This window comes from Streptomyces sp. NPDC006655 (genome assembly GCF_040703965.1).
GTDB lineage: Bacteria > Actinomycetota > Actinomycetes > Streptomycetales > Streptomycetaceae > Streptomyces.
The window spans coordinates 60,073-83,408 of sequence record NZ_JBEYJU010000029.1 but is presented as its reverse complement, the minus strand read 5'-3'; the positions used below and the strand labels follow the sequence as shown (position 1 = coordinate 83,408).

At 70.9% G+C, this 23,336-nt stretch carries 42 protein-coding genes; 27 read left to right on the top strand and 15 right to left on the bottom strand.

The annotated features are described in order from the left end of the window. Positions 1-5: 5 nt before the first annotated feature. From AB0958_RS19090 to AB0958_RS18980, 23 genes are all read left to right on the top strand, one after another. Positions 6-434, top strand: a complete 429-nt coding sequence (locus AB0958_RS19090) for a hypothetical protein (protein ID WP_366891610.1) — start codon at positions 6-8, stop codon at positions 432-434. A 69-nt stretch (positions 435-503) separates the two neighbouring features. Then, the gene (locus tag AB0958_RS19085; RefSeq protein ID WP_366891609.1) at positions 504-1,037 is read left to right on the top strand and encodes a hypothetical protein; all 534 of its coding nucleotides are present in this window, start codon (positions 504-506) and stop codon (positions 1,035-1,037) included. Further along, the gene (locus AB0958_RS19080; RefSeq protein WP_366891608.1) at positions 1,034-1,507 is read left to right on the top strand and encodes a hypothetical protein; all 474 of its coding nucleotides are present in this window, start codon (positions 1,034-1,036) and stop codon (positions 1,505-1,507) included. Before AB0958_RS19085 ends, AB0958_RS19080 begins: the two co-directional genes overlap by 4 nt. A 16-nt stretch (positions 1,508-1,523) precedes the next feature. Next, positions 1,524-2,117, top strand: a complete 594-nt coding sequence (locus tag AB0958_RS19075) for a hypothetical protein (protein WP_366891607.1) — start codon at positions 1,524-1,526, stop codon at positions 2,115-2,117. After that, the gene (locus AB0958_RS19070; protein ID WP_366891606.1) at positions 2,114-2,590 is read left to right on the top strand and encodes a hypothetical protein; all 477 of its coding nucleotides are present in this window, start codon (positions 2,114-2,116) and stop codon (positions 2,588-2,590) included. Before AB0958_RS19075 ends, AB0958_RS19070 begins: the two co-directional genes overlap by 4 nt. Then, positions 2,587-3,516 carry a hypothetical protein gene (locus AB0958_RS19065; RefSeq protein ID WP_366891605.1) on the top strand — a complete coding sequence of 310 codons (930 nt, stop codon included), beginning with the start codon at positions 2,587-2,589 and terminating at the stop codon, positions 3,514-3,516. The genes AB0958_RS19070 and AB0958_RS19065 overlap by 4 nt, the downstream gene beginning before the upstream one ends. Further along, the gene (locus AB0958_RS19060; RefSeq protein ID WP_366891603.1) at positions 3,513-3,788 is read left to right on the top strand and encodes a hypothetical protein; all 276 of its coding nucleotides are present in this window, start codon (positions 3,513-3,515) and stop codon (positions 3,786-3,788) included. Before AB0958_RS19065 ends, AB0958_RS19060 begins: the two co-directional genes overlap by 4 nt. 20 nt (positions 3,789-3,808) lie before the next feature. Further along, the gene (locus tag AB0958_RS19055) at positions 3,809-4,390 is read left to right on the top strand and encodes a single-stranded DNA-binding protein (protein ID WP_366891602.1); all 582 of its coding nucleotides are present in this window, start codon (positions 3,809-3,811) and stop codon (positions 4,388-4,390) included. A gap of 345 nt (positions 4,391-4,735) precedes the next feature. Continuing rightward, positions 4,736-6,589 carry a DNA cytosine methyltransferase gene (locus AB0958_RS19050; protein WP_366891601.1) on the top strand — a complete coding sequence of 618 codons (1,854 nt, stop codon included), beginning with the start codon at positions 4,736-4,738 and terminating at the stop codon, positions 6,587-6,589. 54 nt (positions 6,590-6,643) lie between these two features. Beyond that, positions 6,644-6,829, top strand: a complete 186-nt coding sequence (locus AB0958_RS19045) for a hypothetical protein (protein ID WP_366891600.1) — start codon at positions 6,644-6,646, stop codon at positions 6,827-6,829. After that, positions 6,826-7,155 carry a hypothetical protein gene (locus tag AB0958_RS19040; RefSeq protein WP_366891599.1) on the top strand — a complete coding sequence of 110 codons (330 nt, stop codon included), beginning with the start codon at positions 6,826-6,828 and terminating at the stop codon, positions 7,153-7,155. The genes AB0958_RS19045 and AB0958_RS19040 overlap by 4 nt, the downstream gene beginning before the upstream one ends. A gap of 307 nt (positions 7,156-7,462) precedes the next feature. Beyond that, the gene (locus tag AB0958_RS19035) at positions 7,463-7,957 is read left to right on the top strand and encodes a hypothetical protein (RefSeq protein WP_366891598.1); all 495 of its coding nucleotides are present in this window, start codon (positions 7,463-7,465) and stop codon (positions 7,955-7,957) included. Further along, positions 7,950-8,393, top strand: a complete 444-nt coding sequence (locus AB0958_RS19030; RefSeq protein WP_366891597.1) for a hypothetical protein — start codon at positions 7,950-7,952, stop codon at positions 8,391-8,393. The genes AB0958_RS19035 and AB0958_RS19030 overlap by 8 nt, the downstream gene beginning before the upstream one ends. Beyond that, a complete protein-coding gene (locus AB0958_RS19025) occupies positions 8,386-8,751 on the top strand; it encodes a hypothetical protein (protein WP_366891596.1) in 366 nt (121 codons plus the stop codon). Before AB0958_RS19030 ends, AB0958_RS19025 begins: the two co-directional genes overlap by 8 nt. Then, complete coding sequence (locus AB0958_RS19020; RefSeq protein ID WP_366891595.1) at positions 8,744-9,181, top strand: hypothetical protein; 438 nt, start codon at positions 8,744-8,746, stop codon at positions 9,179-9,181. The genes AB0958_RS19025 and AB0958_RS19020 overlap by 8 nt, the downstream gene beginning before the upstream one ends. Next, positions 9,174-10,787, top strand: a complete 1,614-nt coding sequence (locus AB0958_RS19015) for a hypothetical protein (RefSeq protein ID WP_366891594.1) — start codon at positions 9,174-9,176, stop codon at positions 10,785-10,787. Before AB0958_RS19020 ends, AB0958_RS19015 begins: the two co-directional genes overlap by 8 nt. After that, positions 10,784-11,134, top strand: a complete 351-nt coding sequence (locus tag AB0958_RS19010) for a hypothetical protein (protein ID WP_366891593.1) — start codon at positions 10,784-10,786, stop codon at positions 11,132-11,134. The genes AB0958_RS19015 and AB0958_RS19010 overlap by 4 nt, the downstream gene beginning before the upstream one ends. Further along, positions 11,134-11,382 (top strand): hypothetical protein, encoded by a 249-nt coding sequence (locus AB0958_RS19005; protein WP_366891592.1) that lies wholly within the window; start codon positions 11,134-11,136, stop codon positions 11,380-11,382. Before AB0958_RS19010 ends, AB0958_RS19005 begins: the two co-directional genes overlap by 1 nt. Then, positions 11,379-11,576 carry a hypothetical protein gene (locus AB0958_RS19000; RefSeq protein ID WP_366891591.1) on the top strand — a complete coding sequence of 66 codons (198 nt, stop codon included), beginning with the start codon at positions 11,379-11,381 and terminating at the stop codon, positions 11,574-11,576. The genes AB0958_RS19005 and AB0958_RS19000 overlap by 4 nt, the downstream gene beginning before the upstream one ends. Beyond that, the gene (locus AB0958_RS18995) at positions 11,573-11,776 is read left to right on the top strand and encodes a hypothetical protein (protein WP_366891590.1); all 204 of its coding nucleotides are present in this window, start codon (positions 11,573-11,575) and stop codon (positions 11,774-11,776) included. The genes AB0958_RS19000 and AB0958_RS18995 overlap by 4 nt, the downstream gene beginning before the upstream one ends. 166 nt (positions 11,777-11,942) lie before the next feature. Then, on the top strand, positions 11,943-12,173 hold the full coding sequence (locus AB0958_RS18990; RefSeq protein ID WP_366891589.1) for a hypothetical protein: 231 nt from the start codon (positions 11,943-11,945) through the stop codon (positions 12,171-12,173). Continuing rightward, positions 12,170-12,412: a hypothetical protein gene (locus AB0958_RS18985; protein WP_366891588.1), complete on the top strand. Its 243-nt coding sequence runs from the start codon at positions 12,170-12,172 to the stop codon at positions 12,410-12,412. The genes AB0958_RS18990 and AB0958_RS18985 overlap by 4 nt, the downstream gene beginning before the upstream one ends. Beyond that, positions 12,409-13,533 carry a hypothetical protein gene (locus AB0958_RS18980; RefSeq protein WP_366891587.1) on the top strand — a complete coding sequence of 375 codons (1,125 nt, stop codon included), beginning with the start codon at positions 12,409-12,411 and terminating at the stop codon, positions 13,531-13,533. The genes AB0958_RS18985 and AB0958_RS18980 overlap by 4 nt, the downstream gene beginning before the upstream one ends. Before the next feature lie 60 nt (positions 13,534-13,593). Here the strand turns inward: AB0958_RS18980 and AB0958_RS18975 are convergent, their stop codons facing one another. The 10 genes from AB0958_RS18975 to AB0958_RS18930 form a co-directional block, all read right to left on the bottom strand. Further along, positions 13,594-14,250: a hypothetical protein gene (locus AB0958_RS18975; protein ID WP_366891586.1), complete on the bottom strand. Its 657-nt coding sequence runs from the start codon at positions 14,248-14,250 to the stop codon at positions 13,594-13,596. 64 nt (positions 14,251-14,314) lie between these two features. Continuing rightward, on the bottom strand, positions 14,315-14,779 hold the full coding sequence (locus AB0958_RS18970) for a hypothetical protein (RefSeq protein WP_366891585.1): 465 nt from the start codon (positions 14,777-14,779) through the stop codon (positions 14,315-14,317). Positions 14,780-14,845: 66 nt separating this feature from the next. Further along, positions 14,846-15,043, bottom strand: coding sequence for a hypothetical protein (locus tag AB0958_RS18965; RefSeq protein ID WP_366891584.1), 198 nt, complete (start codon positions 15,041-15,043; stop codon positions 14,846-14,848). A gap of 74 nt (positions 15,044-15,117) precedes the next feature. Then, positions 15,118-15,345 carry a hypothetical protein gene (locus AB0958_RS18960; protein WP_366891583.1) on the bottom strand — a complete coding sequence of 76 codons (228 nt, stop codon included), beginning with the start codon at positions 15,343-15,345 and terminating at the stop codon, positions 15,118-15,120. A gap of 79 nt (positions 15,346-15,424) precedes the next feature. After that, positions 15,425-15,814 carry a hypothetical protein gene (locus AB0958_RS18955; protein WP_366891582.1) on the bottom strand — a complete coding sequence of 130 codons (390 nt, stop codon included), beginning with the start codon at positions 15,812-15,814 and terminating at the stop codon, positions 15,425-15,427. A gap of 90 nt (positions 15,815-15,904) precedes the next feature. After that, the gene (locus tag AB0958_RS18950) at positions 15,905-16,243 is read right to left on the bottom strand and encodes a hypothetical protein (RefSeq protein ID WP_366891581.1); all 339 of its coding nucleotides are present in this window, start codon (positions 16,241-16,243) and stop codon (positions 15,905-15,907) included. A 158-nt stretch (positions 16,244-16,401) separates the two neighbouring features. After that, positions 16,402-16,818, bottom strand: a complete 417-nt coding sequence (locus AB0958_RS18945; protein ID WP_366891580.1) for a hypothetical protein — start codon at positions 16,816-16,818, stop codon at positions 16,402-16,404. A gap of 89 nt (positions 16,819-16,907) precedes the next feature. Continuing rightward, positions 16,908-17,252, bottom strand: coding sequence for a hypothetical protein (locus AB0958_RS18940; protein WP_366891579.1), 345 nt, complete (start codon positions 17,250-17,252; stop codon positions 16,908-16,910). A gap of 140 nt (positions 17,253-17,392) precedes the next feature. Then, positions 17,393-18,046: a hypothetical protein gene (locus AB0958_RS18935; protein WP_366891578.1), complete on the bottom strand. Its 654-nt coding sequence runs from the start codon at positions 18,044-18,046 to the stop codon at positions 17,393-17,395. Positions 18,047-18,401: 355 nt separating this feature from the next. Further along, complete coding sequence (locus tag AB0958_RS18930; protein ID WP_366891577.1) at positions 18,402-18,824, bottom strand: hypothetical protein; 423 nt, start codon at positions 18,822-18,824, stop codon at positions 18,402-18,404. Positions 18,825-18,947: 123 nt separating this feature from the next. Between AB0958_RS18930 and AB0958_RS18925 the strand changes: the two genes are divergently transcribed. The 3 genes from AB0958_RS18925 to AB0958_RS18915 all read left to right on the top strand — a co-directional run bounded on the left by AB0958_RS18925 (position 18,948) and on the right by AB0958_RS18915 (position 20,128). Beyond that, the gene (locus AB0958_RS18925; protein ID WP_366891576.1) at positions 18,948-19,583 is read left to right on the top strand and encodes a hypothetical protein; all 636 of its coding nucleotides are present in this window, start codon (positions 18,948-18,950) and stop codon (positions 19,581-19,583) included. Between the two features lie 221 nt (positions 19,584-19,804). After that, the gene (locus AB0958_RS18920; RefSeq protein WP_366891575.1) at positions 19,805-19,939 is read left to right on the top strand and encodes a hypothetical protein; all 135 of its coding nucleotides are present in this window, start codon (positions 19,805-19,807) and stop codon (positions 19,937-19,939) included. Positions 19,940-19,975: 36 nt separating this feature from the next. Then, positions 19,976-20,128 carry a hypothetical protein gene (locus AB0958_RS18915; RefSeq protein ID WP_366891574.1) on the top strand — a complete coding sequence of 51 codons (153 nt, stop codon included), beginning with the start codon at positions 19,976-19,978 and terminating at the stop codon, positions 20,126-20,128. A 154-nt stretch (positions 20,129-20,282) separates the two neighbouring features. Here the strand turns inward: AB0958_RS18915 and AB0958_RS18910 are convergent, their stop codons facing one another. The 5 genes from AB0958_RS18910 to AB0958_RS18890 are packed head-to-tail and all read right to left on the bottom strand — an operon-like array spanning position 20,283 to position 22,684. Beyond that, the gene (locus tag AB0958_RS18910) at positions 20,283-20,909 is read right to left on the bottom strand and encodes a hypothetical protein (protein ID WP_366891573.1); all 627 of its coding nucleotides are present in this window, start codon (positions 20,907-20,909) and stop codon (positions 20,283-20,285) included. Next, a complete protein-coding gene (locus AB0958_RS18905) occupies positions 20,906-21,340 on the bottom strand; it encodes a hypothetical protein (protein WP_366891572.1) in 435 nt (144 codons plus the stop codon). Before AB0958_RS18905 ends, AB0958_RS18910 begins: the two co-directional genes overlap by 4 nt. A 12-nt stretch (positions 21,341-21,352) precedes the next feature. Beyond that, the gene (locus tag AB0958_RS18900; RefSeq protein ID WP_366891571.1) at positions 21,353-21,481 is read right to left on the bottom strand and encodes a hypothetical protein; all 129 of its coding nucleotides are present in this window, start codon (positions 21,479-21,481) and stop codon (positions 21,353-21,355) included. Between the two features lie 10 nt (positions 21,482-21,491). Continuing rightward, on the bottom strand, positions 21,492-21,857 hold the full coding sequence (locus tag AB0958_RS18895) for a hypothetical protein (protein WP_366891570.1): 366 nt from the start codon (positions 21,855-21,857) through the stop codon (positions 21,492-21,494). Next, on the bottom strand, positions 21,854-22,684 hold the full coding sequence (locus AB0958_RS18890; RefSeq protein WP_366891569.1) for a hypothetical protein: 831 nt from the start codon (positions 22,682-22,684) through the stop codon (positions 21,854-21,856). Before AB0958_RS18890 ends, AB0958_RS18895 begins: the two co-directional genes overlap by 4 nt. Positions 22,685-22,892: 208 nt before the next feature. Between AB0958_RS18890 and AB0958_RS18885 the strand changes: the two genes are divergently transcribed. After that, positions 22,893-23,150 (top strand): hypothetical protein, encoded by a 258-nt coding sequence (locus AB0958_RS18885; RefSeq protein WP_366891568.1) that lies wholly within the window; start codon positions 22,893-22,895, stop codon positions 23,148-23,150. Positions 23,151-23,336 lie beyond the last annotated feature (186 nt).

The following is a 23,336-nucleotide window of genomic DNA, read 5'->3' as shown; positions in this document are numbered from 1 at the left end:
CCGCCATGCCCACCAGCACCCTCACGGCCACCGCCGACCACCTCCTCGACATGGCCATCCACCTCGACCGCAACGGCGTGTGGACCGGCGGCCCCAACTTCGCCAGCCACACCGGCCGCCGCCTCGACATCCCCGCCAGCGCCTACAGGGCCGCCGCCGGATACCTGCCACGCGTCTTCACCCTCCCCACCGACGCCGCCACCGCCGACGCCCGCCGCTACATCGAGGCCACCCCGGCCGCCATGGACATCCTCAACGTCATCGCCGAGCACATGACGAAGGCCTGGCCCGACCTCGACTGGACCGACGACCCCATCGACCGGCTCGCCAACTGGCCGAACCTCCTCGGCGTCACCCCCGCCCTCATCACCCAGACCCTCCGCGACATCGCGCACACCCTCGACCTCGCCGCGACCGTCCCGGCCGCCGTCTGACACCCACCGAACCGCGGGCCGCCGCCCCTCGACCGGCGACGGCCCGCCCACCGCAAGGAGCACCAGCACGTGGACAGCACCACCAACCTCCCCCTCCCCGAGCAGGCCCTCCGCGAGGCTGCGCTGACCGCAATCCACAAGACGATCGGCGACACCCTCACCGGCTTCCGCACCGACATGCAGACCACCCTGGAGGCCCTCGGCGCCGAGCGCATCGCGGTGAGCCTCCCCGACGGCAGCCGCGTCGCCTCCATCACCGTCTCCAACCCGACGCCGAAGCCCGTCATCACCGACGAGGCCGCGTTCCTCGCGTTCGTCGAGGACATCGCCCCCGACGAGGTGATGACCATCAGGGTCGTGCGCCCGGCCTACCTCAAGAAGCTGTTCGACGCCATGGAACAGCGCGGCGCCGCCGAGACCATCGACCCCGACAACGGCGAAATCCTCGATGTCGAGGGCGTCGAGATGAAGACGGCCCGTAGCGCCTCCCACTCCGTCACCTTCGAGAAGACCGGCCGTACCGCCATCGCCGCCGCCTGGCGTGCCGGCGAACTCGCCCACATCGACGGCCTGCCCCAGCTGACATCCGGGGGTGCCAAGTGAGCACCCCCGACAACGTCCGGCAGATACCGACCAACGCCGAAGTCGGACAGGCCTGGGCCTACGTCCAGGGCATCGCCTCCGGCTTCGGGATCGTCATGGACGACTGGATCGGCTGCGACGACGGCACCGCGAAGTTCACCGACGACGAGGGCACCACGCTCCTCTTCACCGGCGACGAGATGCACAAGTTCGACGCGATCATCCCGTGCAACGTTCACCGACGGCACCGCTACGGCGTCAGCACTCCGGCCCAGCTCGACGAAGTCCGCGCCGCCACAGCCGAGTGCAGTGCCGCCGCCCCGGCGCCCCGCCCGGCCCCGGTCGCCGACACGCCGACCATGACGCTCCGGATCGTCGAGGACCCGGCGGCCGCCGCCCCCGAGGCCCCGGACCCCCCGGCCCCGCTCTGGCTCATCACCCGCGCCGCCGACACCCCCGGCCGCGACCGCCGGCCCACCACCGTCTCCTGACCGTTCGGAGAACACTGTGACCACCAGTACCCCCGCCGACCCCACGGCCGACCCGGGCCCCCACGTCGTCGGCCTCGACATCTCCCTCACCGCCACCGGCATCGCCTCCAGCTGTGGACGCACCGAAGTGGTCGGCTTCAAGGGCAGCACGAGCAAGGAGAAGATCACCAACCTGCCTATCCCGCGCCGCCGCGACGAACTCGAAGCGCTCTGCGCCCGCATCATCACCGCCGTCGGCACGCCCGAACTCGTCGTCATCGAACGGCCCGCCCCCTCACGCTCCGGCGGAGGCGCCCACGAACGCGCCTGGCTGTGGTGGGAGACCTACGGCCGCCTCATCGACCAGGGCATCCCCGTCGGCTTCCTGGCCATCCAGCAACTCAAGCTGTACGCCACCGGCAAGAGCACCGGCAGCAAGGGCCCCGTCATCGACGCCGTCGCCCGCCGCTGGCCCGCCTGGGCCACCGACGGCGACGACAACCGCGCCGACGCCGTCGTCCTCATGGCCGCCGGCCGCGACCGGCTCGGCGAACCCCTCGCCACCGTGCCGAAGGCACACCGGGCCGCCATCGAAAAGGCGGACTGGCCGACCACGCTCCCCACGTCGTGAACTGCCGGATCATCCGCACCGCGCCCGTCATCCCGGGCGCGGTGCCCACCGAGGTCGTACGGGCGTTCCAAGACCGGCTACGCCCCGACGGCGAACACCTCATCTGGCCAGGCACAACAACCAGCCGCAGCATCCCCTACCTGTACGTCGGCGTCGTCCGCTACCGGGCCAGACACATCGCCTGGGCACTCCACCGCGACACCCCGCCTGTAGGCCTGGTCAAGGCCAACTGCGGAATCGCCCTGTGCCTGCGCGGCCCGCACCTCACCGACGACGTCATCCGCCAGCGCGAACGCGTTCAGTACGCCGCCCTCATCGGCGTCCCCCTCACCGGCATGTGCCACTCCGGCATCCACGAACTTTCCGAGTGGGGCTACGCCGCCGCGAACGGCTCGCCCGGATGCCGCGGCTGCGACAACGTCCGCCGCCTCGCCGCCACCCGCAACGCCCAGGAAGGAGCCCGAGCAGCATGAGCAGCACACATTCCCCTGCTGTCCGTGCGGCCCTTGCGCGCCGCGCTCGCGAAATCACCCGTCTCAAGCACTACGGCCGGTGGGACCCGTGGCGCGACGCCGAGCCCGTCCGCGCCTACGTCCGGAAGCTCATGAACGCGGGCGTGCCCCGGCACGTGATCGCGGACCGTAGCGGCGTCACCCTGACGATGATCGACAGCCTCCTGTACGGGAACGGTGAGACCCCACCGACTGCTCGGATGTTCACCGAGAACGCCGAAAAGATCATGGCCTACCGGCCGACCTTCGACGACTACCCGCCCGGAGCGGACTACGACGCCACTGGCTCTCGTCGACGCCTCCAGGCCCTGGCGACCCTCGGATGGACGCGCCCTGCCCTGGCGGCCCGGAAGGGCATCCACCCCGTACGCCTCACCACGATCATGCAGAAGGGCACGCGTACCACGAGCGTTGCAACCGTCCGCATCGTCCGCGACCTCTACAACGAACTCTGGCACCGCAGCCCCAACGAGGACGAGGTGCCCGGCTGGATCCAGAAGCGGACCCGGAACGACGCAGCCTCGAAGGAATGGCACGGCCCGCTCGCCTGGGACGACGACACCATCGACGACCCCAAGGCCCGGCCGCGGCGGGGCCGGAAGGAAGACGGCAGCGTCGACATGGCGAAGGTCATGCGCCGCCTGGAGGGCGAGAACCTCCCGCTGAGCGGCTGGGAGAACACCGCCGCCATCGAGTACGGCGCCCGCACCCGCGGCCTGTCCTTCGACGCGATCGCCGAACTCCTCGCCATGGACGTCGACTCCGTGAAACGGACGTGGGAGCGCATCAAGGCCCGCGCCCGCGCCGAGGGGGAGAAGTGGCCTGACGCCCCGCAGTGGACCGATCCCGCGTTCACCCACCCCACCGACTACCAGCGCGCGGCATGACGCTCGTCCTGGTCGCGGTATCCCCGCTGGAGCCGTACCGGCCGAGCCCCCGGGACATCTCCTGCCGAACGAAGGTCCCGTTCCCCAGCAAATCCCAGGCGAAGAAGCACTGGAAGTGGCTGCGGCGCCAGCCCGGCCGCCGCCACCTCCAGATCTACGAGTGCCGCTACTGCCCCGGCTTCCACGTCGGGAACCCGCCCGGCCACCAGACCTACCTGCGCGCCGGATCCCCCTACGTCAACGGCCACCACGGCCACTACACCGCAGCCTGAACCCCAAGGAGCAGCACGCCATGTCCGGCGAGACCATCATCACCGTCATCGGCAACCTCGTCGACGACCCCGAACTCCGCTTCACCCCGGCCGGCGCCGCCGTCGCGAAGTTCCGCGTCGCCTCCACCCCCCGCGTCTTCGACCGCCAGACCAGCGAGTGGAAGGACGGCGACAGCCTGTTCCTCACCTGCTCGGCCTGGCGGCAGCTCGCCGAGAACGTGTCGGAGTCCCTCCAGCGCGGCATGCGCGTCATCGTCCAGGGCCGCCTCAAGCAGCGCTCGTACGAGGACAACGAGGGCGTGAGGCGCACCGTGTACGAACTGGACGTCGAGGAGGTCGGGCCGTCCCTGCGCAGCGCGACCGCGAAGGTGGAGAAGGCCCGCCGCGACAACGGCGGCTACAACAACGGCGGCGGCCAGCAGCAGAACGGCGGCGGATGGAACGGCGCCCAGCGGCCCCAGGGCGGCCAGCAGCAGGGCGGCGGGGGCTGGAGCAGCGAGCAGGACCGTAGCGGCGGCTGGAGCAGCGGCCAGCAGCCCGAAGGTGGCCCCTGGGCCAGCCAGGCCCCGGCCGGCGGCTACTCGGACGAGCCTCCGTTCTGATGGCCGACGAGCCCACGCGCGGCCCGTGCGACACCGGCCGCCCCCTGTGCGGGAAGCCGGCGCGTCCGTACGCGGCCGGATGGCGCTGCGACGAGCACCGCCCCCGCAGCCTGCACCGTGCACCGGGAACCGACAGGCCGGCGCCCACGACGAGCTGACACGCCCCCTCCACGCGCAGGCCCGGCCACCCCTCGGGGACCGGGCCTGAAGTGCCTTCCCACCCTTGCCAATACTATTGCGGCCGCAATAGTATTGGGGGGCCGACATGAACCATCCCCCGAAGTAACTGCACGTCCCTGCACGCACGTTCGTCCAGGGCGGCAATACGGAGAGGAACGCCGCCCGATGGCCCGCACGATCACCAAGAAGAAGCCGCGCACCGCCACCCACCGCCCTGCCGTCAGGCCCCGCCGCTTCCGCCACGACACCCTGACCGCATGCGACCTGTTCTCCGGGTTCGGCGGACTCACCGACGGCATCAAGGCCGCCGGATTCCTGGTGATCATGGCCGCGAACCACAAGCGCTACAAGGTCGAGGTCCACGAGGCGAACCACCCCGAGGCCGAGCACTGGATCGCCGACCTGGTCGACCGCGAGGCCTCCGACTACCACTCCGCGGCCGACCTCCCCGCCGCTGACCTGCTGGTTGCGGGAATTTCATGCGTTAATCACTCGCAGGCCAACACGCAGAAGGCGTACCAGCAGGGCGCGTCCCTGTTCGACCTCGACGACCCCGACTACGAGGCCCGGGTCACCAGGTCCGAACGCGACCGGGCCACCGCCACCTGCGTCCTCCAGTACGCCGACCGGCACCGGCCGCGGATGATCCTGGTCGAATGCACCACCGAACTCACCTCCTGGGGACCGGCCATCCCCGGGAAGCCGAAGATCGGGGACGGCACGACCTACCGGTGGTGGCTCCAGCAGTTCGGCAACCTCGGCTACCGGCACCGGGTCCTGTACCTCAACTCCCAGTTCTTCGGCGTACCCCAGTCCCGAGACCGGCTTTACATCGTGTTCTGGGAGAAGTCCCTCCCCGAACCCGACCTCGACCACCGCCCGGTGTCCCACTGCCACCACTGCGACCGGGCCGTCGAGGCGGTGTGGAGCTGGAAGACCGGCATCCCGCAGTCCGGGTCGGTGCGCTACGGCAAGCAGTACGAATACCGGTGCCCGTCCTGCCACCGCCCGGTCGTCCCGCCCATGACCCCCTCCCTGGCCGCGCTCGACCTCACCGACCTCGGGACCCGCATCGGTGACAAGCCGGTCAAGACGTTCAAGGACGGATTCGTCGGCCCCCTCGCACGGGCGACCATGGCCCGCGCGGAACGCTGCCGCCAGCGCTTCCCCGACTTCCCCGCGGTCCTCATGCCGGCGAAGGCCGTGCACGGCACCGAACGGCACCCCTGGCAGCCGATGTCGACCCAGACCAGCCAGCAGGAAACGTCGATCCTGTCGACCGGCTCCCTGATGGCGGCCGCCGGTAACACCTTCGAGCGGCCCGGATCCAACTGCCGCTCACGAGGCTTCGACGAACCCCTGTGGGCTCAGACCGCCACCAACACCACCGGCATCATCACGCCGCCCGTCGCGCTCGCCGTGGACAACTACCAGGGCAGCCCGCGCGGCGCCGACACCCCCCTGCCGACCCAGGTCGGATCGGAAACCCTCGCCGTCGTATCGGCCGGCGTCATCCCGTTCCGGCAGAACACGCTGCCCACCGTCCATGGCCAGGCCATGCCGACGGTCACCTCCGACCAGATACCGGGCCTTCTCACCGCCGCCGGAACCATCAAGAACAACGGCTCCATCGACGAGGCCCACTACCGCGCCCACCCCGTCAGCGACCCCCTGGGCACCCTCGTCGGCTCCGCCGCCTCCCAGTCCCTCCTCTTCTCCGGCTGGGAGCAGAACCACGCGCTCGCCAACGACCCGATGACGCCGTACATGGCCGAGTGGCGGGCCGCCCTCAAGGATCTGCCGCTGGAGGACTGCTACTTCCGCATGATGGGCGCCCACGAGGTCGGCCGCGGCTGCGGCTTCGACGTCGACTTCCCCGGCTACAAGGGCACCTTCATCGTCTGGGGCTCCGCCCGCGACCAGGTCGACGGATTCGGCAACGCCGTCTCCTGGCAGGTCGGCACCTGGATCGGCACCCGCATGCGCGCCAGCCTCCACGCCGCCGTCGCCGCCATCTGACCCACACCCGCCCGGCCGCGCTGGCGGCCGGGACCAACCCACCGAAGGAACCCCGTGGACACCGACGACCCCACCCCGTGGCGGAGCACCGAGTACGTCGAGCCCGCCGAGAGGCCCGCCGCCTGGGCCCAGATGGCCACCGATCTCGCCACCGAGGGACGCAGCACCGCCGAGATCGCCGCTGCCCTCTGGGTCGACGTCCCCACCGCCGAGGCCCTGCTCGCCGGAAACCTCGCATGAGCCGCGGTCACGCGTGCAAGTACTGCACGGACACGACGGTCGAGCGGCCCGTCGAGAAGACGTTGACGTCGCCGGTGGAGCTCCCCACCGAACCCCGCCGGTTCCGCGTCCACCTCGTCGAACGACCGCACCTGGACTGCACGCTCCACCCTGACGGGATGGTCACCACCGTCATGGCCGGCCAGCTCTGGCGGTGCGCCTTCTCCTTCGACGAGATGCGGACCGGCGACTGGGCCACCGCCGGGATCGAGTGGGACCCCGACCCCCTCGCCGACGACACGCCCCCGCCGCCGGAACCGACTGCCATGCAGGACGCCCTCATCTGATCCCGCCGCCCGGCGGCCAGTCCCCTCAAGGAGGTCCCGGCTCATGACCCTGAGCCTGTGCAAGCACTCGTTCCCCCTCCAGGCCCCCGGCCTCATCTTCGCGCCGCCGAAGCCCTGCGAGGGCTGCGGCATCAGCTACGCGGACCACGTCGCCGCCGTCGAGGAGCAGGAGGCCCGCCACCGTCTCCGCCGTCATGGAGCAGCACCTCGCCGTCCTCCGGCCGATGCTCGACCGCTACCCCCTCATCCCCGACGGATACGACGGCTGGTGGACCTACCAGCCCGCACGGTGACGGGGGACAGCGACATGCGCACTCTCGCCACCGTCCTCGACGCCGGCCTCGGCTGGCTGTACGACACCGTCCAGCCCGACGACGCCCACCAGCAACACCACGGCACCTCCATTGGCCTGCCCGAGTACAACCGGTACTACGGCTTCTGCCCGGACGGCGCCGAGCACCTGCCCGTCGTGGTCATCAACATCGGCAAGATCAGGTTCCTCCCAGGGCGGCTCCAGGAACACCCGCTGACCCCGTGCGAGCTGGACGACCTGGCCGCCGAACTGGAACGCCGAGGCGTCCCGGTCCGCGCGACCTGGAATGGCTTCCCGGCCTCCACCGGCAGCGTCGGCCTCGCCCGGCCCGCGCACCCCACCCTCGTCGCCGCCGTCGAGCGCTATCACCGCGGATGCACCGTTCACCCCGAGCGGCGGGTGTTCTGCGACTGCGAGCACTGGCGCGCCGAGGGCGCCCGCATCATCCGCCCCCGCCACCCCACCCCCGAAGGACCCCCGCGTGAGTAGCCCACCGCCAACCGTCGACCAGATGCTCAACCTGATCGAGCGCGCGGAGCGGAAGGCCGGACTCACCACCATCGAGGCGCAACGCCTCCGCGACGGCCTCCGACAACTCACCAGCACCGCCCTGGAAGCCACGGAACTCCGCCAGAGGAACTTCAACCTCAGCAGGTCGGTGGAGACCTGGAAGGGGAAGGCCACCGCGGCAACCACCGCCGAAGCAGCGCTCGTCAAACTCCTCCCCGCCCCAGCCCCGACAGCGCCGGCACCCCCGCCCCCCGCGCCCCCGCCGGAACCGGTCGACGAGCCGCCCCTCACCGACGACGCGGCCGCCATCCGCCGCGTCACCACCCTCGCCCAACGCTGGGCGTACATCCCCGCGAAACGCGCGGCCGCCGCCGCCATCCTCGCCGCGATCAAGAACAGGGACCGAAGTGCCTGACACCCCGATCAAGCCGCCCGTACCCACCGTGAAGTTCGCCGACTGGCCGCGCATCCCCGTCGACACCACCGACGGCAGCCCCCACAACCAGCTCACCACCCTCGGCCGGCGCGTTGCCTACGACTGGATCATGGGCCCCGAGGGCCCCTACCAGGACCCCGAGCAGTCGATGGTTACGACCGTCCGCGGCGCCGTCGGCGCCGCCCTCCTCCACCTCATGGAACTCGGGCTCATCGACGTCGACACCGACCGCCTCAACGGCAGCGACAGCTTCCCCTGGGGCCTCACCGACTGCCGCCCCACCACCGCCCCGGCTCCCGAGCAGCCCGGCGACCACCCCGCGGCCACCGATGCCTGACACCCCGAAGCCCCCACTGCCCGCCCGCACGTTCGACGACTGGCCCCGCATCGACGTCGACACCAGCCGAGGCACCCCGTTCCACCGCATCGACAACATCGCCGAACGCGCCGCCGCCGCCTGGGTCACGGGCCCCGACGGCCCCTACAAGCGGCCCGGCATGACCATGCACGAGATCGTCAGCGGCGCCCTCCGCGAGGGCCTGCTCCACCTCGCCGAACTCGGGCTCATCGACATCGACACCGACCGCCTCGACGCCCCCTCCGGCTACCCCATGCGCCGCTCCGACTGCCGCCCCACCGCACCCGACCCAGCCCCCGAGCACCTCGACGCCGGCGCCAACGCCGAGAACTGCCCCGCCTGCAAAGGCACCAACCCGCCGTACCCGTTCCTCTGCCCCGGCCCCACGAAGGACACCACCCATGGCTGACACCTGCCCGCACTGCGGCCCCATCGGCACGTTCGCCGGGACGGCGCACCTCCTGAACTGCCCCGAGCACGGCCTGGCCGCGATCAGCAAGCGCGCCGTCGAGGAGCACGGCCTCAACGGCCTCACCGCTGCCGTGTTCGGGGTCTGCGCACAGCACCCGTTCGCCCCGGTCATCAACGGCCGGTGCCGCACCTGCACCGACGACCTGGTCGACGCGGCCACCATCAAGCTGTCCACCAAGACCGTCGAGGGCCCCCTCAGCCCCGAGGGCGCCCACACCTTCCAGAAGCTCGCCGAGGCCATCAACGCCCTGCCCCCGCTGCACCGGGCGCCCCACCACCCGGACACGAAACGCCGCGACCGCTACGCGGCCGCGATCCGCGACAACATCAAGGCTCACACCGGGCCGACTCCCCTCACCGGCGGCCCGTCAGTCTTCGGCGCCACCGAGCACGACATCGCCGACGCCGCCCTGGCCGTCGCCGACACCGAGTCCGCGCAACTCCTCGCCGAACGCAACGCCGCCCTCCGCCTCTGCGACGTCTGGGACGACGCCCCCGACCCCGCCTGCCGCGCCATGGCCGCAGACCTCCGCTCCGCCATCCGCGGCGCCCGCCCGGCCCGCCTCCTCGACTGCGGCTGGTGCTACGAGGAGAACGGTGAGGAGGTCCACCCACACCCCGAATGCCCCATCGGCCGGCCAGCGACCGAAGCGACCGGCGCCAGACAGTTCCCGGCCGCCGACGCACTGGCCGCCACCATCAGGGATGCCTGGGACGAGGTGCTCGCGGACCAGGACCCGACCGCCACCTGCGGCGCGGCCAGCGAGGGCATCTTCGACGAACATCCCCTCGGCCCGTGCATCAAGGCACCGCACCCCGAGGCCCAGTACCACCGCGACGCCCGCGGCCGCGAATGGCAACTCCTCGCCACCGACCCCCACCGCACCGAACTCGTCCGACGCCTCGCCCTCGCCATCCACCGATACGACTACGAGCACGGACTCACCAGCAACGACATCCCCAACTCCCACTACCGCGGCGAAGCCAACGCGGTCCTCACCGCCCTGGAGGAGTTCCTCGACCTCGGCGACGCAGAGGCCTGGTGCAAGTCGTGCCGCCGCGTCTGGGAGGGCCGCAACCACCGCTGCGAGAGCACCGCCGAACAGCAGCTCGACGCCCTCCGCGACGAACACGCCCAACTCGGCACCCGCGTCGAGCACCTCATGCGCACCCTCCACGCCGTCCGCCGCCTCAACACGCTCACCGCCGACTCCTGCCGCGTCCAAGCCGCCGAGCACGCCCGCGACAACCTCGAAATCCTCCGCAAAACCCTCCCCGTTCCCGTCCACAACGCCGCCGGAAGCGCCCGCGCCGAGTTCCTCAACCTCTGCGCCCAGTGGGGACTCCGCACAGGGCACGGCTCCCGAGAGATCGTCGCCCGCATCCTCCAGCAGCACGCCCACGAGATCGCCAACGACCTCCGCGTCTGGTCCCGCACCAACGCCGCCGACGCCGACGAGCCGGGATCGACCCGCAACGTCCGGGAAGGCGCCAACCGAATCGACCCCTACTCCACCCACTACGCAGGAGCCCAGCACTCATGACCGAGCCCACCACCCCCCAGGCCTTCACCGACGCCGTCGCCGCCCTCGTCGCCCAACTCGGCGAACAGCACCTCCCCGCCCTCGACGGCACCCCCGACGCGCAGCAGTTCAACCGCGAGCAGTACGCGATCTACGCCCGCTCCTACGGCCGCGTCAACGCCCGCAACTACGACCCCGACCCCAACATCCACTCCGACTGGTCCACCGTCCTCCTCGGAGCCGTCTACGACGTCGTCCGCGAAGCCGACCCCACCCAGCAGCGCAACCGCCTCATCACCCTCGCCGCCCTCACCCAGGCCTGGGCCGACGACATCGACCGCACCACCCCGGACCCGGAGGAGCACTGATGCCCCACTGGTACACCGCGACCGCAGCAGCCCTCAACATCGCCCTCGCCATCACGATCCTCGCCGCCCGCCTCACCCCCCGCACCCGATGCAGCCTCTACACCCTCGGCGCCCTCAACTCCGGCATCTACTGCCTCGCCGCCCAGGCATGGCCCTGGGACGCCATCAACCTCGGCACCGCTCTCATCCTCACCGCCCGCTGGGCCATGTACCCCACCAAGAGCGAACAGGAGGCGACACAGCCGTGATCCCCGACTGGGCACACAGCCTCGCCGCCGGCCTCCTCTTCACCGCCTGCGTCGCCCTCCCCGCCCTCATCCCCCTCACCGCACCCCTCCCACGCACCCCACAACAGCCCACCAGCCCGTCGTGGGCGCGCACCCGAGCCCAGGCCCGCCACTACACCCTCACCCACACCAGACCGCCCCGGACCGACCCATGAGCCAACCCAGCCTCCCGGCGGCCCTCTTCTTCACCACCAGCACCCTCGTCGCCATCGCCGAGATGACCATCACCGCCCTGTACCTGCCCTGGCCCCGCCTCACCATCACCCTCGCCTGCGCCGCGATCCTCCTCGCCTCCTGCGCCGCCACCGAGTGGACCGACCTCCATCACCACCGCCACACCCCGGAGCCGCAGTGAAGCCCCTCCCAACCGCCGAACCCCGCCCGTGCTCTCACCCACCCCGGATAGACCTGGACTTCTGCTGCTGCCGGTGCCCGCAATGCGCCAACCCCTCCATCCCCAGGGGAGCCCCCGGCTACTGCATATGCCCGCAGTGCACACAATGTCGACCCCCGGAGCAGCAGTGAAGACCCCCGCCGAGGAACTCCACCAAGCCGTCTTCTACATCCACAACCCCTTTCGTCGCCCGGCCTTCCTCCTCCTCGACGACGAACTGCACGAGCCCCTCACCGAACTGCTCAACACGGCAGCCGAGTACGCCAACACCTGCGACACCCCCACCCTCCCCGCCCACGTACAGCGCGCCCTCGCCATCGCCCGAGCCATCAACACCCCCGAAACGACCACCACATGATCATTCACGCGCTCGCGCTCACCACCGCCCTGACCCTCGGCTACACCATCGCTCGCATCCGCCCCGGCGAACGCATGACCAACTGGGCCTACCGCACCACCGACCTCGGACGGCACGCCTGGAAGTTCTGGATCGTCGTACCCATCCTCCTCACCGCCCTCGCTTGGGACTGGACCATCCACCACCGCCGCACCCTCACCAACCTCCGCCTCTGGCGACACACCACGGAGACCCGATGACCACCCCGACGAAGCCCTTCGACGCCGTTGTCCTCCGAGCCGAAGTCGTCCTCAATCAGCAGACCATCAACGTGCAGGAAGCCCTATCAGCAGACCTCTGGAGCGCCCACAGCCCCGCCTCCCAGGAAGTGATCAAGAGGGGAGTCCGGCAACGCCTCGGCGAGGCGATCGTGACCAAGCTCGACGTCCCCGTCACCGTCACGAGAGAAGAGCAGCAGGTCATGACGACCAGCGGAGCGGCTCCAGGTCATGGCGGTTCCGTGCGCGTGAACTCTCCGGTTCGAGAGGCGCCGTCGGCTGGCGGCCCTGTCGAGTATCAGGGCAGCTTGATCATCGTGTGGTCCAGGCCCGGTGTTCAGGTCGGTGAATCCGTCGTGCTGCTCGACGCCGACACGGGAGCGCGGATCGACAGCGCGCTGAAGATGAGGCTGACCGCGTCACCGCGAGAGGTTGTCACGGCTGAGTTGCTCATGCTCGTCGACGAGCAGGGTGCCCCCCTTCCTGTGGGTGCCGGTCCGGTGCTCGTGGGGGACGAGGCAGAAGTGCGTACCGCGGTCTTCCGCTGGCTCGTCGTTGGGATGCGCGCCGGCACCGATGTAGGCACGGAGTTCGTCCAGCAGGCCGACCGTCCCGACCCGGCTGGGCTCGCCGCGTGGGAGGAAGACCTCGACCGCGAGCCTGGTGAGGTGGTCGACGTGCCCCGGGTGACCGTGGGTCCGGACGGGCAGGGCGTGGTGCTGCACCTGCCGGACTTCACGTCCCTCGACACGCAGGTGTGGGCCGTGGACATCGGACTCACGGACGAAGCGTTCCAGGAACTCCGCGAGCTGCTGCTGACCCCGAGCGGCGAGCGTGGCAGCGAGACGCGTACGGCCGAGGAGACCGAACGCCTGGAGCGCGGCCGTGTGCAGCTCGTGGGCGCCATGTCGGCGGTGTCGGTGGAGCAGAACGGCTTGTGGTGGGTGGACGGCCTGGACCGTCGCCTGTACGGCGAGGGCGGCATGTGGGAGACCCTGGGCCGCGCGTACGGGTGGCCGGTGGGCGGCTACGGGCGGGCGGTGTGGATGTCGTGGGAGGCTGCTGGGGCGCAGTACACCGGTCGCGCGCCGGCCGATCGGTGACGGCTGGGCATGGCTGAGGCCCCCGAGCGGTGATGCTCGGGGGCCTCCGTCGTTCCGAGGTCAGTCGTGGGGGCCGCGCAGGTCGTCCCGCATCACGGCGGCCCGCTCGGGCCCGAGTTCGAGCCAGTACGGTTCGCCGTCCGGGCCGGACAAGCACAGGGTGACGCTGTCGTCATCACCCCAGAGGATGTCGTGCAGACCCCAGCGGAGCGGTGTGGGGTTGTCGGCCTCGGCCGGGTCGAGCCCGGCGGGGATCCCGTCCAGGGCGGCCTGCCAGCGCTCGTACGTCTTCGGCTCGACGCCCGCGAACCCGTCGTAGTACGTGACCGGCCCGCCGTACACGTCGTGCATCGGACCGAAGTGGGTGAGGACTTCTCGGAGAATCGCCGCGAGTTCGGCGGTCCGGTCGGTGCTCGGCTGCATGTCGGGCATGTGCTGCTCCTCGGCGACGCCCTCGGCGCTCGGGGGCTCGGTGCCCTCGATCCACTTCGCCAGCGCTGCCGCGTGCGCCCGGTGCGCGCGGGCCGCCGCCTCGTCGAGCCGCTCGGCCTCGGCCCGCAGCGCGGCCAGGTGCGGGGCGTGCTCGTGGAGGGGGCCGCGTACCCAGTCCGGCATGATCTGCGCGAGCTGCGCTGGCGTGCGGGCGCCTCGGCCGGGCGGGTTGAGGCAGAGCCGCAGGAAGTCGCGGATCTCCTCGGGGGTGTTCAGTTCGGCCATGTGCTGCTCCTCAGTGAGTTGGGATGAGCGCTGCCCGGTCGAGTGGCAGCGGCCGCCGAGTGGGTCAGGCGTCCTTGATGGGTGCGGGCGGGGCGGCGAGGAGGATGGCGCCGGACGTGACCGTCTTCTCCTCCACGGTCCAGTCGGCCGCCCGCAGCGTGGCCGCGTACGTCTCGACCCGGGCCCGGCAGACCGCCCACCGCGCGTGGCCCGAGAGCCGGTTCGGGTCGTAGAGGTTCAGGTTGGGGAGCTGGTGGTGTACGCGGGCGCGGCCGTCGGTGCCCGGGTTGACGGAGAAGCCGGCCTCGGTGCAGGCGCCGTAGTCGTTGCGGACGGCCGGGGTGTGCTCGGGGGCGAGTACCTCGGCGGCCGCCTGCACGACAGCCTGCATGTCCGGCTTCGGGGCGTTGCACGTCACGCACCGCTCACCCGCGTGCGGGCCGAAGTCCTCGTAGCGGTGGTCGTGCTCGGGCCCGGGGATGCCGGCCGGAGCCGGGATCATCGGCGTCGTGTGGTTCGTGGTGGTCATCTCAGTCCTTCCGGGTGCTGGGCTCCGGTCCGGTCGAGTGACCGGAGCCCAGCGGGGTGGGGAGCGTCAGGCGACGCTCATGGTGCGGCGGTCCCACGTGTGGAGGCCGCCCGCGATGTCGCGGACGCGGATGGTGTTCGGGGCGGCGGGGGCGCCGACCTTGATGACGGTGCCGCGTGCGCCCTCGGGGCGGCCGCCGAACGTGCCTCGGAAGTTGTGCACGGTGCCGGCCTGCATCAGGGCGGTGAGTGTGGCGAGTTCCATGGGTTTCCCTCCCGTTGTTGTATCCACAGGATACAACAAGTCTGTGGATACAAGCAAGGGTTCGGGGAGGCCAATCACCCCTCGAACTGGCACTCCTCGCCCGCTGTGACGTCCGCCTCCGCGTGCGCCAACTCCCACTGCCTGGCCTGCTCCGGCTCCCCTCCTGCACGCAGCAGGTCGGTCAGGGCCGCCACCTCCGTGCAGGACAGGGAGCCCGCCAACTCCTCTCTCAGGTCATCGGACTTCCACGCGTCGGCGAACCGACGCACCACACGGAACAGCTCATCGCGGGTCGCTGCCATCGGGGCCTCTCTCAGGTGTGTGCAGTCGTACGGGCGCGGCCCGGCCCGGTCGAGTGGCCGGGCCGCGCAGGCAACAGGGTCAGGCTCTCCGCAGGACCGACAGGCGCTCCCGCCACCCGGCGATCGCCTCCGGCCAACCCGGCCCTTCCGCGACGTCGAACGTCACGCCCTCACGGCGCAGGCGGGAAATCAGCGTCCGGTCGAACCGGTGAGGGGAGATCGTGCTCCAGCCCTCGGTGGCCGACCAGCCGGACAGGACCAGCACCCACAGCGTGGACAGGTCGGTGTCGGCGGGCAGCGCCGGGCAGTCGTAGCCCACGTGGCTACGGCCGCACCAGTTGATGTGGTCCACGGGGCACGGCGCCGACACGGTGTCCGGGCCGGACTGGATACCGCCGCACGCGGCGCGCACGCAGGCGCAGTCGGGCATGCGGCCGTACTGGGTGTGGATGTCGATCAGGGTGCTCATGGGGCGTGTCCTCCGAGGTTGGTGCGGTCTGGTGCGGGGGCCGCGCGCCCGGCCCGGTCGAGTGGCCGGGAGCGCGGCGGTGGGGGCGTGTCAGGCGGCGAGGGCCATGAGGGCGACGGCCGCGATGTACTCCGGCTTGCGCGGCTTGTAGGCGGCGCGGAGCTGGGCGACCTGCGCGGGGGTGTAGTGGTGGGAGGCGCGGGTACGGTCGGCGCCCCGGTGGGTGCGGGCGACCTTCACGGGCTTGATGTCCAGGCGCTTGGCGACGGAGCGCAGGCCGTTCGCAACGCCCTCGGCGGTCTTCTGCTCGACCCCGGCGGCGAGAGCGTGGGTGGTGAGGGAGCGGCCCCGGCGGACGGAGCGGGCGAGGCGGGTGGCGGCCGCGCGGTCGCGGATGATCCGGCGGGCGGTACGGGAGTTGCTGTTCATCGTGTGCCTCCTGGGGCGGTGCGCCGGTTCCGTCCCCGTCGCTGTATCTACAGACTAAGGCATGTATGTGGATACAGGTAAGGGTGATCGGCAAGAAATCCCAGGTCAATAAGGAAGTGCCCCGCCGGAAGACCGGCGGGGCACTCACCAACTACCGGCTACGCCAGCAACTCGGTCGGCACCGGGTAGCAGACCGCACAGCCCGCTGCGCCGCACGAATGGCGCCCCAGCTCGCCCTCCCAGTAGGCCCGGTGCGCGGCGACGGCCGCCGCCTCCCAGTCATCCCCAGCGGCGAACTCCGGCCGCACCCGAGCCCAGTACGCGAACGCGCTGGCCAGGTCCGGTCTGATGTACCCCTGGGTCAGGCCGTGGTACTTCACCACGCTGACCCAGGATGCGCGCGCGCTGTCGTACCCGCGCCGGGAGAGGTCGTAGCCGGTGGACGGGTCGATGTCCTCCAGGGCCACGCCCGACTCGATACACAGCGCGGTGCGCGCGTCGGCCATCGACGTGCGCTGGTCGGCCTCCCAGGACCGGCCGGCGTAGTGGGACAGGAGGAAGGTGGAACGGTGCACGGTGAGGCCTCTCTCGGGGATGCGGTGTGATGGACGGGGGCCGCCCCTGCCCGGTCGAGTGGCAGGGGCAGCCGCGAGGGGCGTGCGGGTCAGTGCGCGGCGTGCAGCGGGATCGGCAGGGCCTCGCCGGTGAAGGGGAGTTCGGCCAGGTGCGCGCGCAGCTCCTCGGCGGCCGCGAACCGGCGGCGGGCGGCCTCGGCGAATGGGCTGCACTGGTCGACCTCCCGGAACGGGGAGATCCGCAGGACGCCGCCGTCCGCGTAGGCGAGGGAGGCGTCACCGAAGCCCCAGTCGCGCCCGTAGAGGCCGATGTGGATGGTGAGGGTGGTGAACCGCTCCGGGCCGCCCATGCGCTCGGTGAGGGCGGCGGCGACGCGCGCGGCGCGGACCATGGCGGGCGAGATGAACGGGACGTCAACGATGGTGCGGCACATGGGGTGTTCTCCCTGCTCGGCCGGGCCCTGCGCTCCGGCGTGTATCTACAGAGTAAGGCAAGTATGTGGATACGCGTAAGGGGGTTGGGGGAGGAGTTCACGCAGCTACGTGGCCCGGCGGTGCGCCGGGCCACGCCCGGTCAGGCCGCCGCCGGCTCCTCCTCCAGTGCGGTCACGTGGCCAGGGCCGACGTGCACGGCGCACGGCCAGTACTCGCCGACGCGGTACAGCGCGTACCCGTCGCAGTCGAGGTCGCACGCCTCGACGCGGTAGCACTCCTCGATGCGGAAGGTGCCGCCGACCAGCTGGTCGAGGGAACCGTGGTAGCGGACGACCGTGCCACGGTCCAGCCACACCGGGGCGACCGGCTGCGGCGTGTGGTACGGCTCGGGCTCGACGTCCACGGGGAGACCCTGCCCCACGTGCTGGCGGGCATTGACGATCGCCGCCGCGCCGTGACGCAGGTTGCGCACCCCGCCAGCGGAGAAGAAGTCACCGTTCACCGCGTCGTACCACTCGACGTGCACGCGGGTGCCCGCGCCCTGGAGGAGAACGCCGACCACGCCCGCCTCGGGGTGGACGACCTTCCAGCCGCGCACGGTCAGGAGGAACTGTGCCTCGTCCCAGCCGCGGGTGTTCAGGGCGGCGGCAGCCCACTCCCATTCGGCCAGCTCGGCGGGGAGCATGCCCTCCAGGGTGAGGGTGACATCGCCGAGGGTGCGGAGGACCATCTCACCCGCGTCGTTCCGGGTGCCGGTGACGACGTTGCGGGTGGTGAAGGAGTAGGCCTTCATGGTGGTCCTCCGGGGAGGTGGGGGGCGGGCTGTTCCCGCCGTCGTATCTACAGACTAAGGAATATGTGTGGATACATGTAAGGGGGTTGGGGGAGAAACCGCAGTTGCCCCCGGCACACGGCACCAGGGGCAATAAAACGCAGATCAGGGCCGGTCGAGCCTCTTGGCGATATCGGCCAGCGCCGTCCGTACCGCGTCCAGCGCGGTGACGAGCGCCTCCGTATCCACAGAGGGCTGCGGGGCTCGGGCGGCGTCGGCTTCGGACCGTTGCGCCGGGCCCTCGCCCGACCGCCGCGCTGGACGGCCGGGCGAGGGGTGTGTGGTCCGGTCCGGTCGAGTGACCGGGCCACGGGAGTCAGTCGCGGCCGTCGAACGTGACGTCCACCGTCTCGGCGCCGACGGCCAGCCGGTAGCGCATCCACCCCTTCTCGACGCCCAGGCGGGTGGTGTGGACGTTCAGCTGTACGCCCGCCCAGGTACGGACGTACGGGGTGATGTGCCCCATGCCAGGGAGAGCGGTCTTCCAGTTCCTCGCGTAGTCGGCGAGGGTGCCCGCGCGCAGCTCACCCTCGAAGAGGTACGTGTAGCGGGTGGGCTGCGCGGGGTCGGTGATGATCTGCCACTCGCCGCCGGGCTCTCGGGAGACGACGGTGAGGTGGTCACCCTGCTCGGCCACTTCCTCGGCGACGTCCCGGGTGCTGGTGGCTACGAGGGTGACGGTGACGGCGTGGACGGCCCAGTCGCGGCGGTCGTCGACAACGTCCGTACTGGTCTGCATGGTTGACGCCTTTCATGGTGGCCGCCCGCTGCGGCCGGTATCCACATACTAGGCATACTCTGTAGTTCAATGCAACCACATAGCTTGTTGGTTATGTGGCTACAGACCTGTATGGTGACCGCCATGTCACCGACACCCGAGGTGAAAGACACCCACACACCGCAACGCCTCATCCGCATCCCCTGGGACGACTGGCGCGACTTCAAGCACGCCGCCCGAGCCGCACCCGTCCCGGAGAGCCGCGCCGGCTCCCTGCGCCAACTCGACCGATCCGCGAACATCCGCGCCTTCGTCGCCTGGTTCCTCCACCGACCCGGAGCAGCCGAGCCCCAACGGCCAGAACGCACCGACTGGGCCGCCGCCGCCCGCGCTGATAAGGACAAGCCGTCGGACCTTCAGCGCAAAGTACGGATCGGCAACGACTGGCTCGACTTCGAGCACGCCGCAGCAGCTGTCGGCAGCAACCGCAGCACACTCGTCCAGCAGTACATCGCCTGGGTCCTGCGCCGGCGCGGCTCACGGCTCCCGGAACGACCTCCGCTCGACGCCTGGCTCGGCGACGCCCCCGCCCTCGACGACCACCACGACCTCGTCCACGCCGCAGCAGCCGTCGGCATGACCCCCGAGGAACTGCAAGCCGCGTTCGTCCGCTGGTTCCTCCGAAGGCCGGCCGCCGCCCTCCCCGAACGCCCCACCGTCGACGACTGGTTCGCCGCCGCCCGCGGCCAGACCACCACCACCTCAGGAGCGACCACATGAACGCTGCACAGCTCCGCGCCAAGAGGGCCGTCCCCGCCGCGCCGGGCCCGCGGCCCCGTACCCCACGCACCCGTTCGCCGGCGCCAGCAAGGAACGCGCCGAGGTCGGCCTCCCCGGCCACTGCGAGCGCTGCGCGAAGGCCGGACACGTCAAGGCACACCCCGACCTCGGATGCGGCGACGTCCGATGCGACAAAGCCCACGGTCTCGAGGACGAGTGACGTGGCCGACCGGGCCTACGCGCTGCTCCGCGATGTGCGTGACGGCTTCTGGAACGCCGTCGACCATCTGGGGTTCTGGGGGCTAATAGCCCTGGCTAACCTGGGGATTCTGCTGGTTTTCACCTCGCCGCGCTGAGATCATCGAGCGCAGTACGGAGAGGAGGTGAACATCATGTCGAAGCGCGACAAGCAGATCGCGGTCTTCGCCGGCGCCGTGATCGGCGCGGCAGTGCTGCACAAGATCGCTGGGCGAGAGGCGAGGAACCTCGGGATCTCGGCCGTGGCCCTGGCGGCCATCAGCTGGGCCGTGTCCCAGGCGATCTGACACAGGGCCCCGCCACGCTCCCAACGCGGCGGGACGCCCGAGTGCGTGACCAGTGTGCCACGCACGCGCACGGTGGCCCCCGGCCAGACCGGTCGGGGGCCACCGCTTGTTCTACGCTCCGTCACGAAAGTGCCATTCGTTGGGGGGCGGGCACCTACTCTCCGTAACCTGAGCTGATTCGGGTGACCCTCGGCTGCTCCACCCGCGCCCGCCACTCCAACTCCTTCTCCCACGCCTCATCCGTGGCCCGTCGTGCGACCTCCCGCTCGATCGCCTTCTGCTCCAGCCGGACCGCCTCCGCGTCCCGCCGTGCCGCCACCTCCACGGCACGCGCGTTCAGCCGCTCGCACAGCTCGTCGAGGCCGCCGTCCAGCATGATGCGCCGTTGGTGCCGGTACAGCCGCCCGAGTTGCCCACCGACCGTGTCCCAGGCCTTCTCACGGGCGGCGCGCGCCACGGTACGGCGGATGTCCTCCAGCGCCGAAAGGTCGTTCGCCACCCGCTCCTTCTCCTCCGACAGGTCGAGCCACCACCGGACACGAGCGCGGCCCGCCGCCGGCCGGTCCGGGACGAGCACCCGAAGCCGGTTGATCTCAGCGGTGAGCGGCGGCCGCAACCGCTTCGCAGCCTCCAGCGCCCACGCCAGCGCCTCCGCCTCCTCCTCGGCGGTGATGAACCGGGCGTCGTGCGGGAGCCGCTCCCACCGCGTACACAGCGTGCGCACCGAATACTCGGCCTTCGCCTGCCACTCCTCACGCGTCGGCCACTGCCGTTCCGTCACCGCGGTCCTCCCGTGCCCCTGCCCGCCTGGGAAGCGAAGGGCCACGCAGCAGACCGCCGCGCCATGCGCCGCAATTCGACCTGGACGGCCTGCCGCAGCCGCTCGCCGGCGCGTTCCATCGCCGCGTCGCGGCGCTCCTGCCGCGTGCTGTGCTCGATCAGGTCCAGGCGCCCCACGTACTTGCCGGGCGGCGGCGGAACCTTCCAGTGCACCCACAGCTCCCCGCACGCCGGGCAGTACCGCGCGTACACCCGCTGCACGCCGCCCGCAGCGCCGTTCGCGGTCCACCAGGGGACCGTGGCCCCGCAGCCCTTGCACGGCCACTGTACGACCGTACGACCGCACACGGGCCGGTCCCGCCACGACGTCCACGCGATCGCCTTCCCCGCGTACTCGGCGGGCAGCGGCGGCCCGTTCAGCACGTCACTCATGATCGTCCTCCGTCAGTACAGGCCGAGGTGTTCGAGAAGGAGGGTCAGTCCGAGGATTAGCGAGACCTCGGTGACGGCCCGGCAGGCTCGGCCCAGCCGGGTGAAGAGGAACCAGTCCAGCACCCGAAGCATCATCGCCACCACCGCACGGTCAGGTCTCCGAACTGGGCTGGTTCTGCACGTCAGGGATCTCCATTCCGCAGCACCCGTACACGCGCCCTCGGCAGGCGGCGGCTATGTGGTAGTCGCCCCTGCACGAGCAATTAGTGCAGCCGCCCAGCAGCCCCCGTCGGCCCAGGCGCCGCGCCTTCGCGAGGAACAGATTCTCGGGAATCGGGCCGGTTACCTTCTCCAACTCGGCCTGCACCGCCTGGCGCGACCGCCACCTGTGCGGCTCGACCGGCGTTCCGCGGTAGCCCGGGGTGCGCAGCACCGCGGCGAGGAACGCGTCGTCCGGGATGTCCTTGCACTGCATGCGCCGCTCACCGACCATGCGGATCGTCACCGGCTCGGTCATCGCGTGGATTCTTCCTCGTCGAGGGGCTGCCAGGGCCCGGTGAACTCAGCGTCGTCGTCCCAGGTGCGGACGATGCGCCACTCGGCTCGGGCGCGGCACGACGGGTACTCGGCCAGGGCCTGCGCGACCTGCCGCCGTGCGTCCTCGGCGTCCTCGGCGTAGTCGACGCCCCAGTCACCGCAGACCTGGTAGCCACGGGACTCCTCGAACGGGCCCTCGGGGAGGCCGGGGTCGGGCGGCGGCCAGCCGGTGCCGGACACGGCGTCGAGGGTGGGGCAGGGGTGAGGGACGAATGCCACCCACTCCTCGGTCTTCGGGCCCGTCCAGCGCCGGACCGAGCACGCCGCGCACCAGGTCTTGCCCAGGTGTTCCACGGGCGTGTGGAGCGCGGTGAGGCGGGCCTTGGCCTCCGTGTACGAGCTGGCCGCGATCAGGAGGCCGTCGCCGGCCAGGCGCCGGACGCTCCGGAGGATCCGGATGTGCTCGTGCACTTCCTCCTCGGTGAGCGGCCGGTCGAGCGCGCACCAGATCCGGAACTCGGCGACGTCGGCCACGTCCGCCGGCACCTCCAGAGCGGTGCGGTTCCGTTCGGCCTCCTGCTGCCACGCGGCCGCCAGTTTCTCCATGCTGGCCAGCCGCTGCTCCTGCTTCACGACCCTGGCGCGGCCGCCGGCCGTGCACGTCTTCGACGCGTACTCCTCGGCCTCCTCCGCCCAGTCGATGAGGTTCTTCCAGGGGAGCGCCGAGTTCGCTTTGAGCGCGCGGGAGAGTTCGGTGCGCCAGTACTCCAGCTGCTCCTCGGCAGTCGAGGGCTCGGTCATCGTCACCTTTCCAGGCTATGGACGGCACCGACAGCCCCCGCGCTGCGAGGACGAGTGCGCTTGCGTGATTGTACAAGTGAGTTGTACAACTCTCCAGGCATGTTGCTGCCGCCGTCGCACGGAGGGAGGTGTGGTGGAACTCGTATCGGTGCTGCTCGGTGAACCGTCGACGCTACGGTTGTCCCACTCACTCGAACGATGGGAAGGGCGCGACGTGGCCGATCAGGACGAACCGCTGCTGGAGATGGACGAGGTGGCGGCCCTCATCGGTGTCGAGCCCGCGACGATGCGCACCTACAACAGCCGGGCGAAACGTCGGCGCGCGGCCGGTACTGCCACTCCGGCGGACCTGCCGGAGCCTGACCGTATGTGGGGCAAGACCCCAAGCTGGTACCGGTCCACCATCGAGCGGTGGCGGCAGGACCGAGCCAACCAGCCGAACGTCCGCGACGTCCCGCCGGCCGCCGAGTAACTCGCACGAATCGCCACTTGCTTGACGATGCCCCGACGCATCGTTAGGTTGTACAACTGAGTGGTACAACCTAGATGCAAGAGAGGGCCCCACCCCGGTGTTGACGCACCGAAACGGGGCCCGAGCCTCGACCGGTGTTGACGCACCGACCGAGGCAGGGTCGTCCGGCGTTGCTGCGCCGGACGA

What these genes read in the sequence shown, in the direction of transcription:
- AB0958_RS19060 (WP_366891603.1), top strand. Translation starts at nt 3,513, where the DNA reads ATGACGCTCGTCCTGGTCGCGGTATCCCCGCTGGAGCCGTACCGGCCG.
- AB0958_RS18935 (WP_366891578.1), bottom strand. Translation starts at nt 18,046, where the DNA reads ATGAAGGCCTACTCCTTCACCACCCGCAACGTCGTCACCGGCACCCGG.
- AB0958_RS18905 (WP_366891572.1), bottom strand. Translation starts at nt 21,340, where the DNA reads ATGAGTGACGTGCTGAACGGGCCGCCGCTGCCCGCCGAGTACGCGGGG.
- AB0958_RS18980 (WP_366891587.1), top strand. Translation starts at nt 12,409, where the DNA reads ATGACCACCCCGACGAAGCCCTTCGACGCCGTTGTCCTCCGAGCCGAA.
- AB0958_RS19050 (WP_366891601.1), top strand. Translation starts at nt 4,736, where the DNA reads ATGGCCCGCACGATCACCAAGAAGAAGCCGCGCACCGCCACCCACCGC.
- AB0958_RS18970 (WP_366891585.1), bottom strand. Translation starts at nt 14,779, where the DNA reads ATGACCACCACGAACCACACGACGCCGATGATCCCGGCTCCGGCCGGC.
- AB0958_RS18985 (WP_366891588.1), top strand. Translation starts at nt 12,170, where the DNA reads ATGATCATTCACGCGCTCGCGCTCACCACCGCCCTGACCCTCGGCTAC.
- AB0958_RS19055 (WP_366891602.1), top strand. Translation starts at nt 3,809, where the DNA reads ATGTCCGGCGAGACCATCATCACCGTCATCGGCAACCTCGTCGACGAC.
- AB0958_RS19010 (WP_366891593.1), top strand. Translation starts at nt 10,784, where the DNA reads ATGACCGAGCCCACCACCCCCCAGGCCTTCACCGACGCCGTCGCCGCC.
- AB0958_RS18950 (WP_366891581.1), bottom strand. Translation starts at nt 16,243, where the DNA reads ATGAACAGCAACTCCCGTACCGCCCGCCGGATCATCCGCGACCGCGCG.
- AB0958_RS18895 (WP_366891570.1), bottom strand. Translation starts at nt 21,857, where the DNA reads ATGACCGAGCCGGTGACGATCCGCATGGTCGGTGAGCGGCGCATGCAG.
- AB0958_RS18965 (WP_366891584.1), bottom strand. Translation starts at nt 15,043, where the DNA reads ATGGAACTCGCCACACTCACCGCCCTGATGCAGGCCGGCACCGTGCAC.
- AB0958_RS19020 (WP_366891595.1), top strand. Translation starts at nt 8,744, where the DNA reads ATGCCTGACACCCCGAAGCCCCCACTGCCCGCCCGCACGTTCGACGAC.
- AB0958_RS18915 (WP_366891574.1), top strand. Translation starts at nt 19,976, where the DNA reads ATGTCGAAGCGCGACAAGCAGATCGCGGTCTTCGCCGGCGCCGTGATC.
- AB0958_RS18975 (WP_366891586.1), bottom strand. Translation starts at nt 14,250, where the DNA reads ATGGCCGAACTGAACACCCCCGAGGAGATCCGCGACTTCCTGCGGCTC.
- AB0958_RS18960 (WP_366891583.1), bottom strand. Translation starts at nt 15,345, where the DNA reads ATGGCAGCGACCCGCGATGAGCTGTTCCGTGTGGTGCGTCGGTTCGCC.
- AB0958_RS18955 (WP_366891582.1), bottom strand. Translation starts at nt 15,814, where the DNA reads ATGAGCACCCTGATCGACATCCACACCCAGTACGGCCGCATGCCCGAC.
- AB0958_RS19090 (WP_366891610.1), top strand. Translation starts at nt 6, where the DNA reads ATGCCCACCAGCACCCTCACGGCCACCGCCGACCACCTCCTCGACATG.
- AB0958_RS19035 (WP_366891598.1), top strand. Translation starts at nt 7,463, where the DNA reads ATGCGCACTCTCGCCACCGTCCTCGACGCCGGCCTCGGCTGGCTGTAC.
- AB0958_RS19065 (WP_366891605.1), top strand. Translation starts at nt 2,587, where the DNA reads ATGAGCAGCACACATTCCCCTGCTGTCCGTGCGGCCCTTGCGCGCCGC.
- AB0958_RS19015 (WP_366891594.1), top strand. Translation starts at nt 9,174, where the DNA reads ATGGCTGACACCTGCCCGCACTGCGGCCCCATCGGCACGTTCGCCGGG.
- AB0958_RS18940 (WP_366891579.1), bottom strand. Translation starts at nt 17,252, where the DNA reads ATGTGCCGCACCATCGTTGACGTCCCGTTCATCTCGCCCGCCATGGTC.
- AB0958_RS18925 (WP_366891576.1), top strand. Translation starts at nt 18,948, where the DNA reads ATGTCACCGACACCCGAGGTGAAAGACACCCACACACCGCAACGCCTC.
- AB0958_RS19005 (WP_366891592.1), top strand. Translation starts at nt 11,134, where the DNA reads ATGCCCCACTGGTACACCGCGACCGCAGCAGCCCTCAACATCGCCCTC.
- AB0958_RS19040 (WP_366891599.1), top strand. Translation starts at nt 6,826, where the DNA reads ATGAGCCGCGGTCACGCGTGCAAGTACTGCACGGACACGACGGTCGAG.
- AB0958_RS18995 (WP_366891590.1), top strand. Translation starts at nt 11,573, where the DNA reads ATGAGCCAACCCAGCCTCCCGGCGGCCCTCTTCTTCACCACCAGCACC.
- AB0958_RS18930 (WP_366891577.1), bottom strand. Translation starts at nt 18,824, where the DNA reads ATGCAGACCAGTACGGACGTTGTCGACGACCGCCGCGACTGGGCCGTC.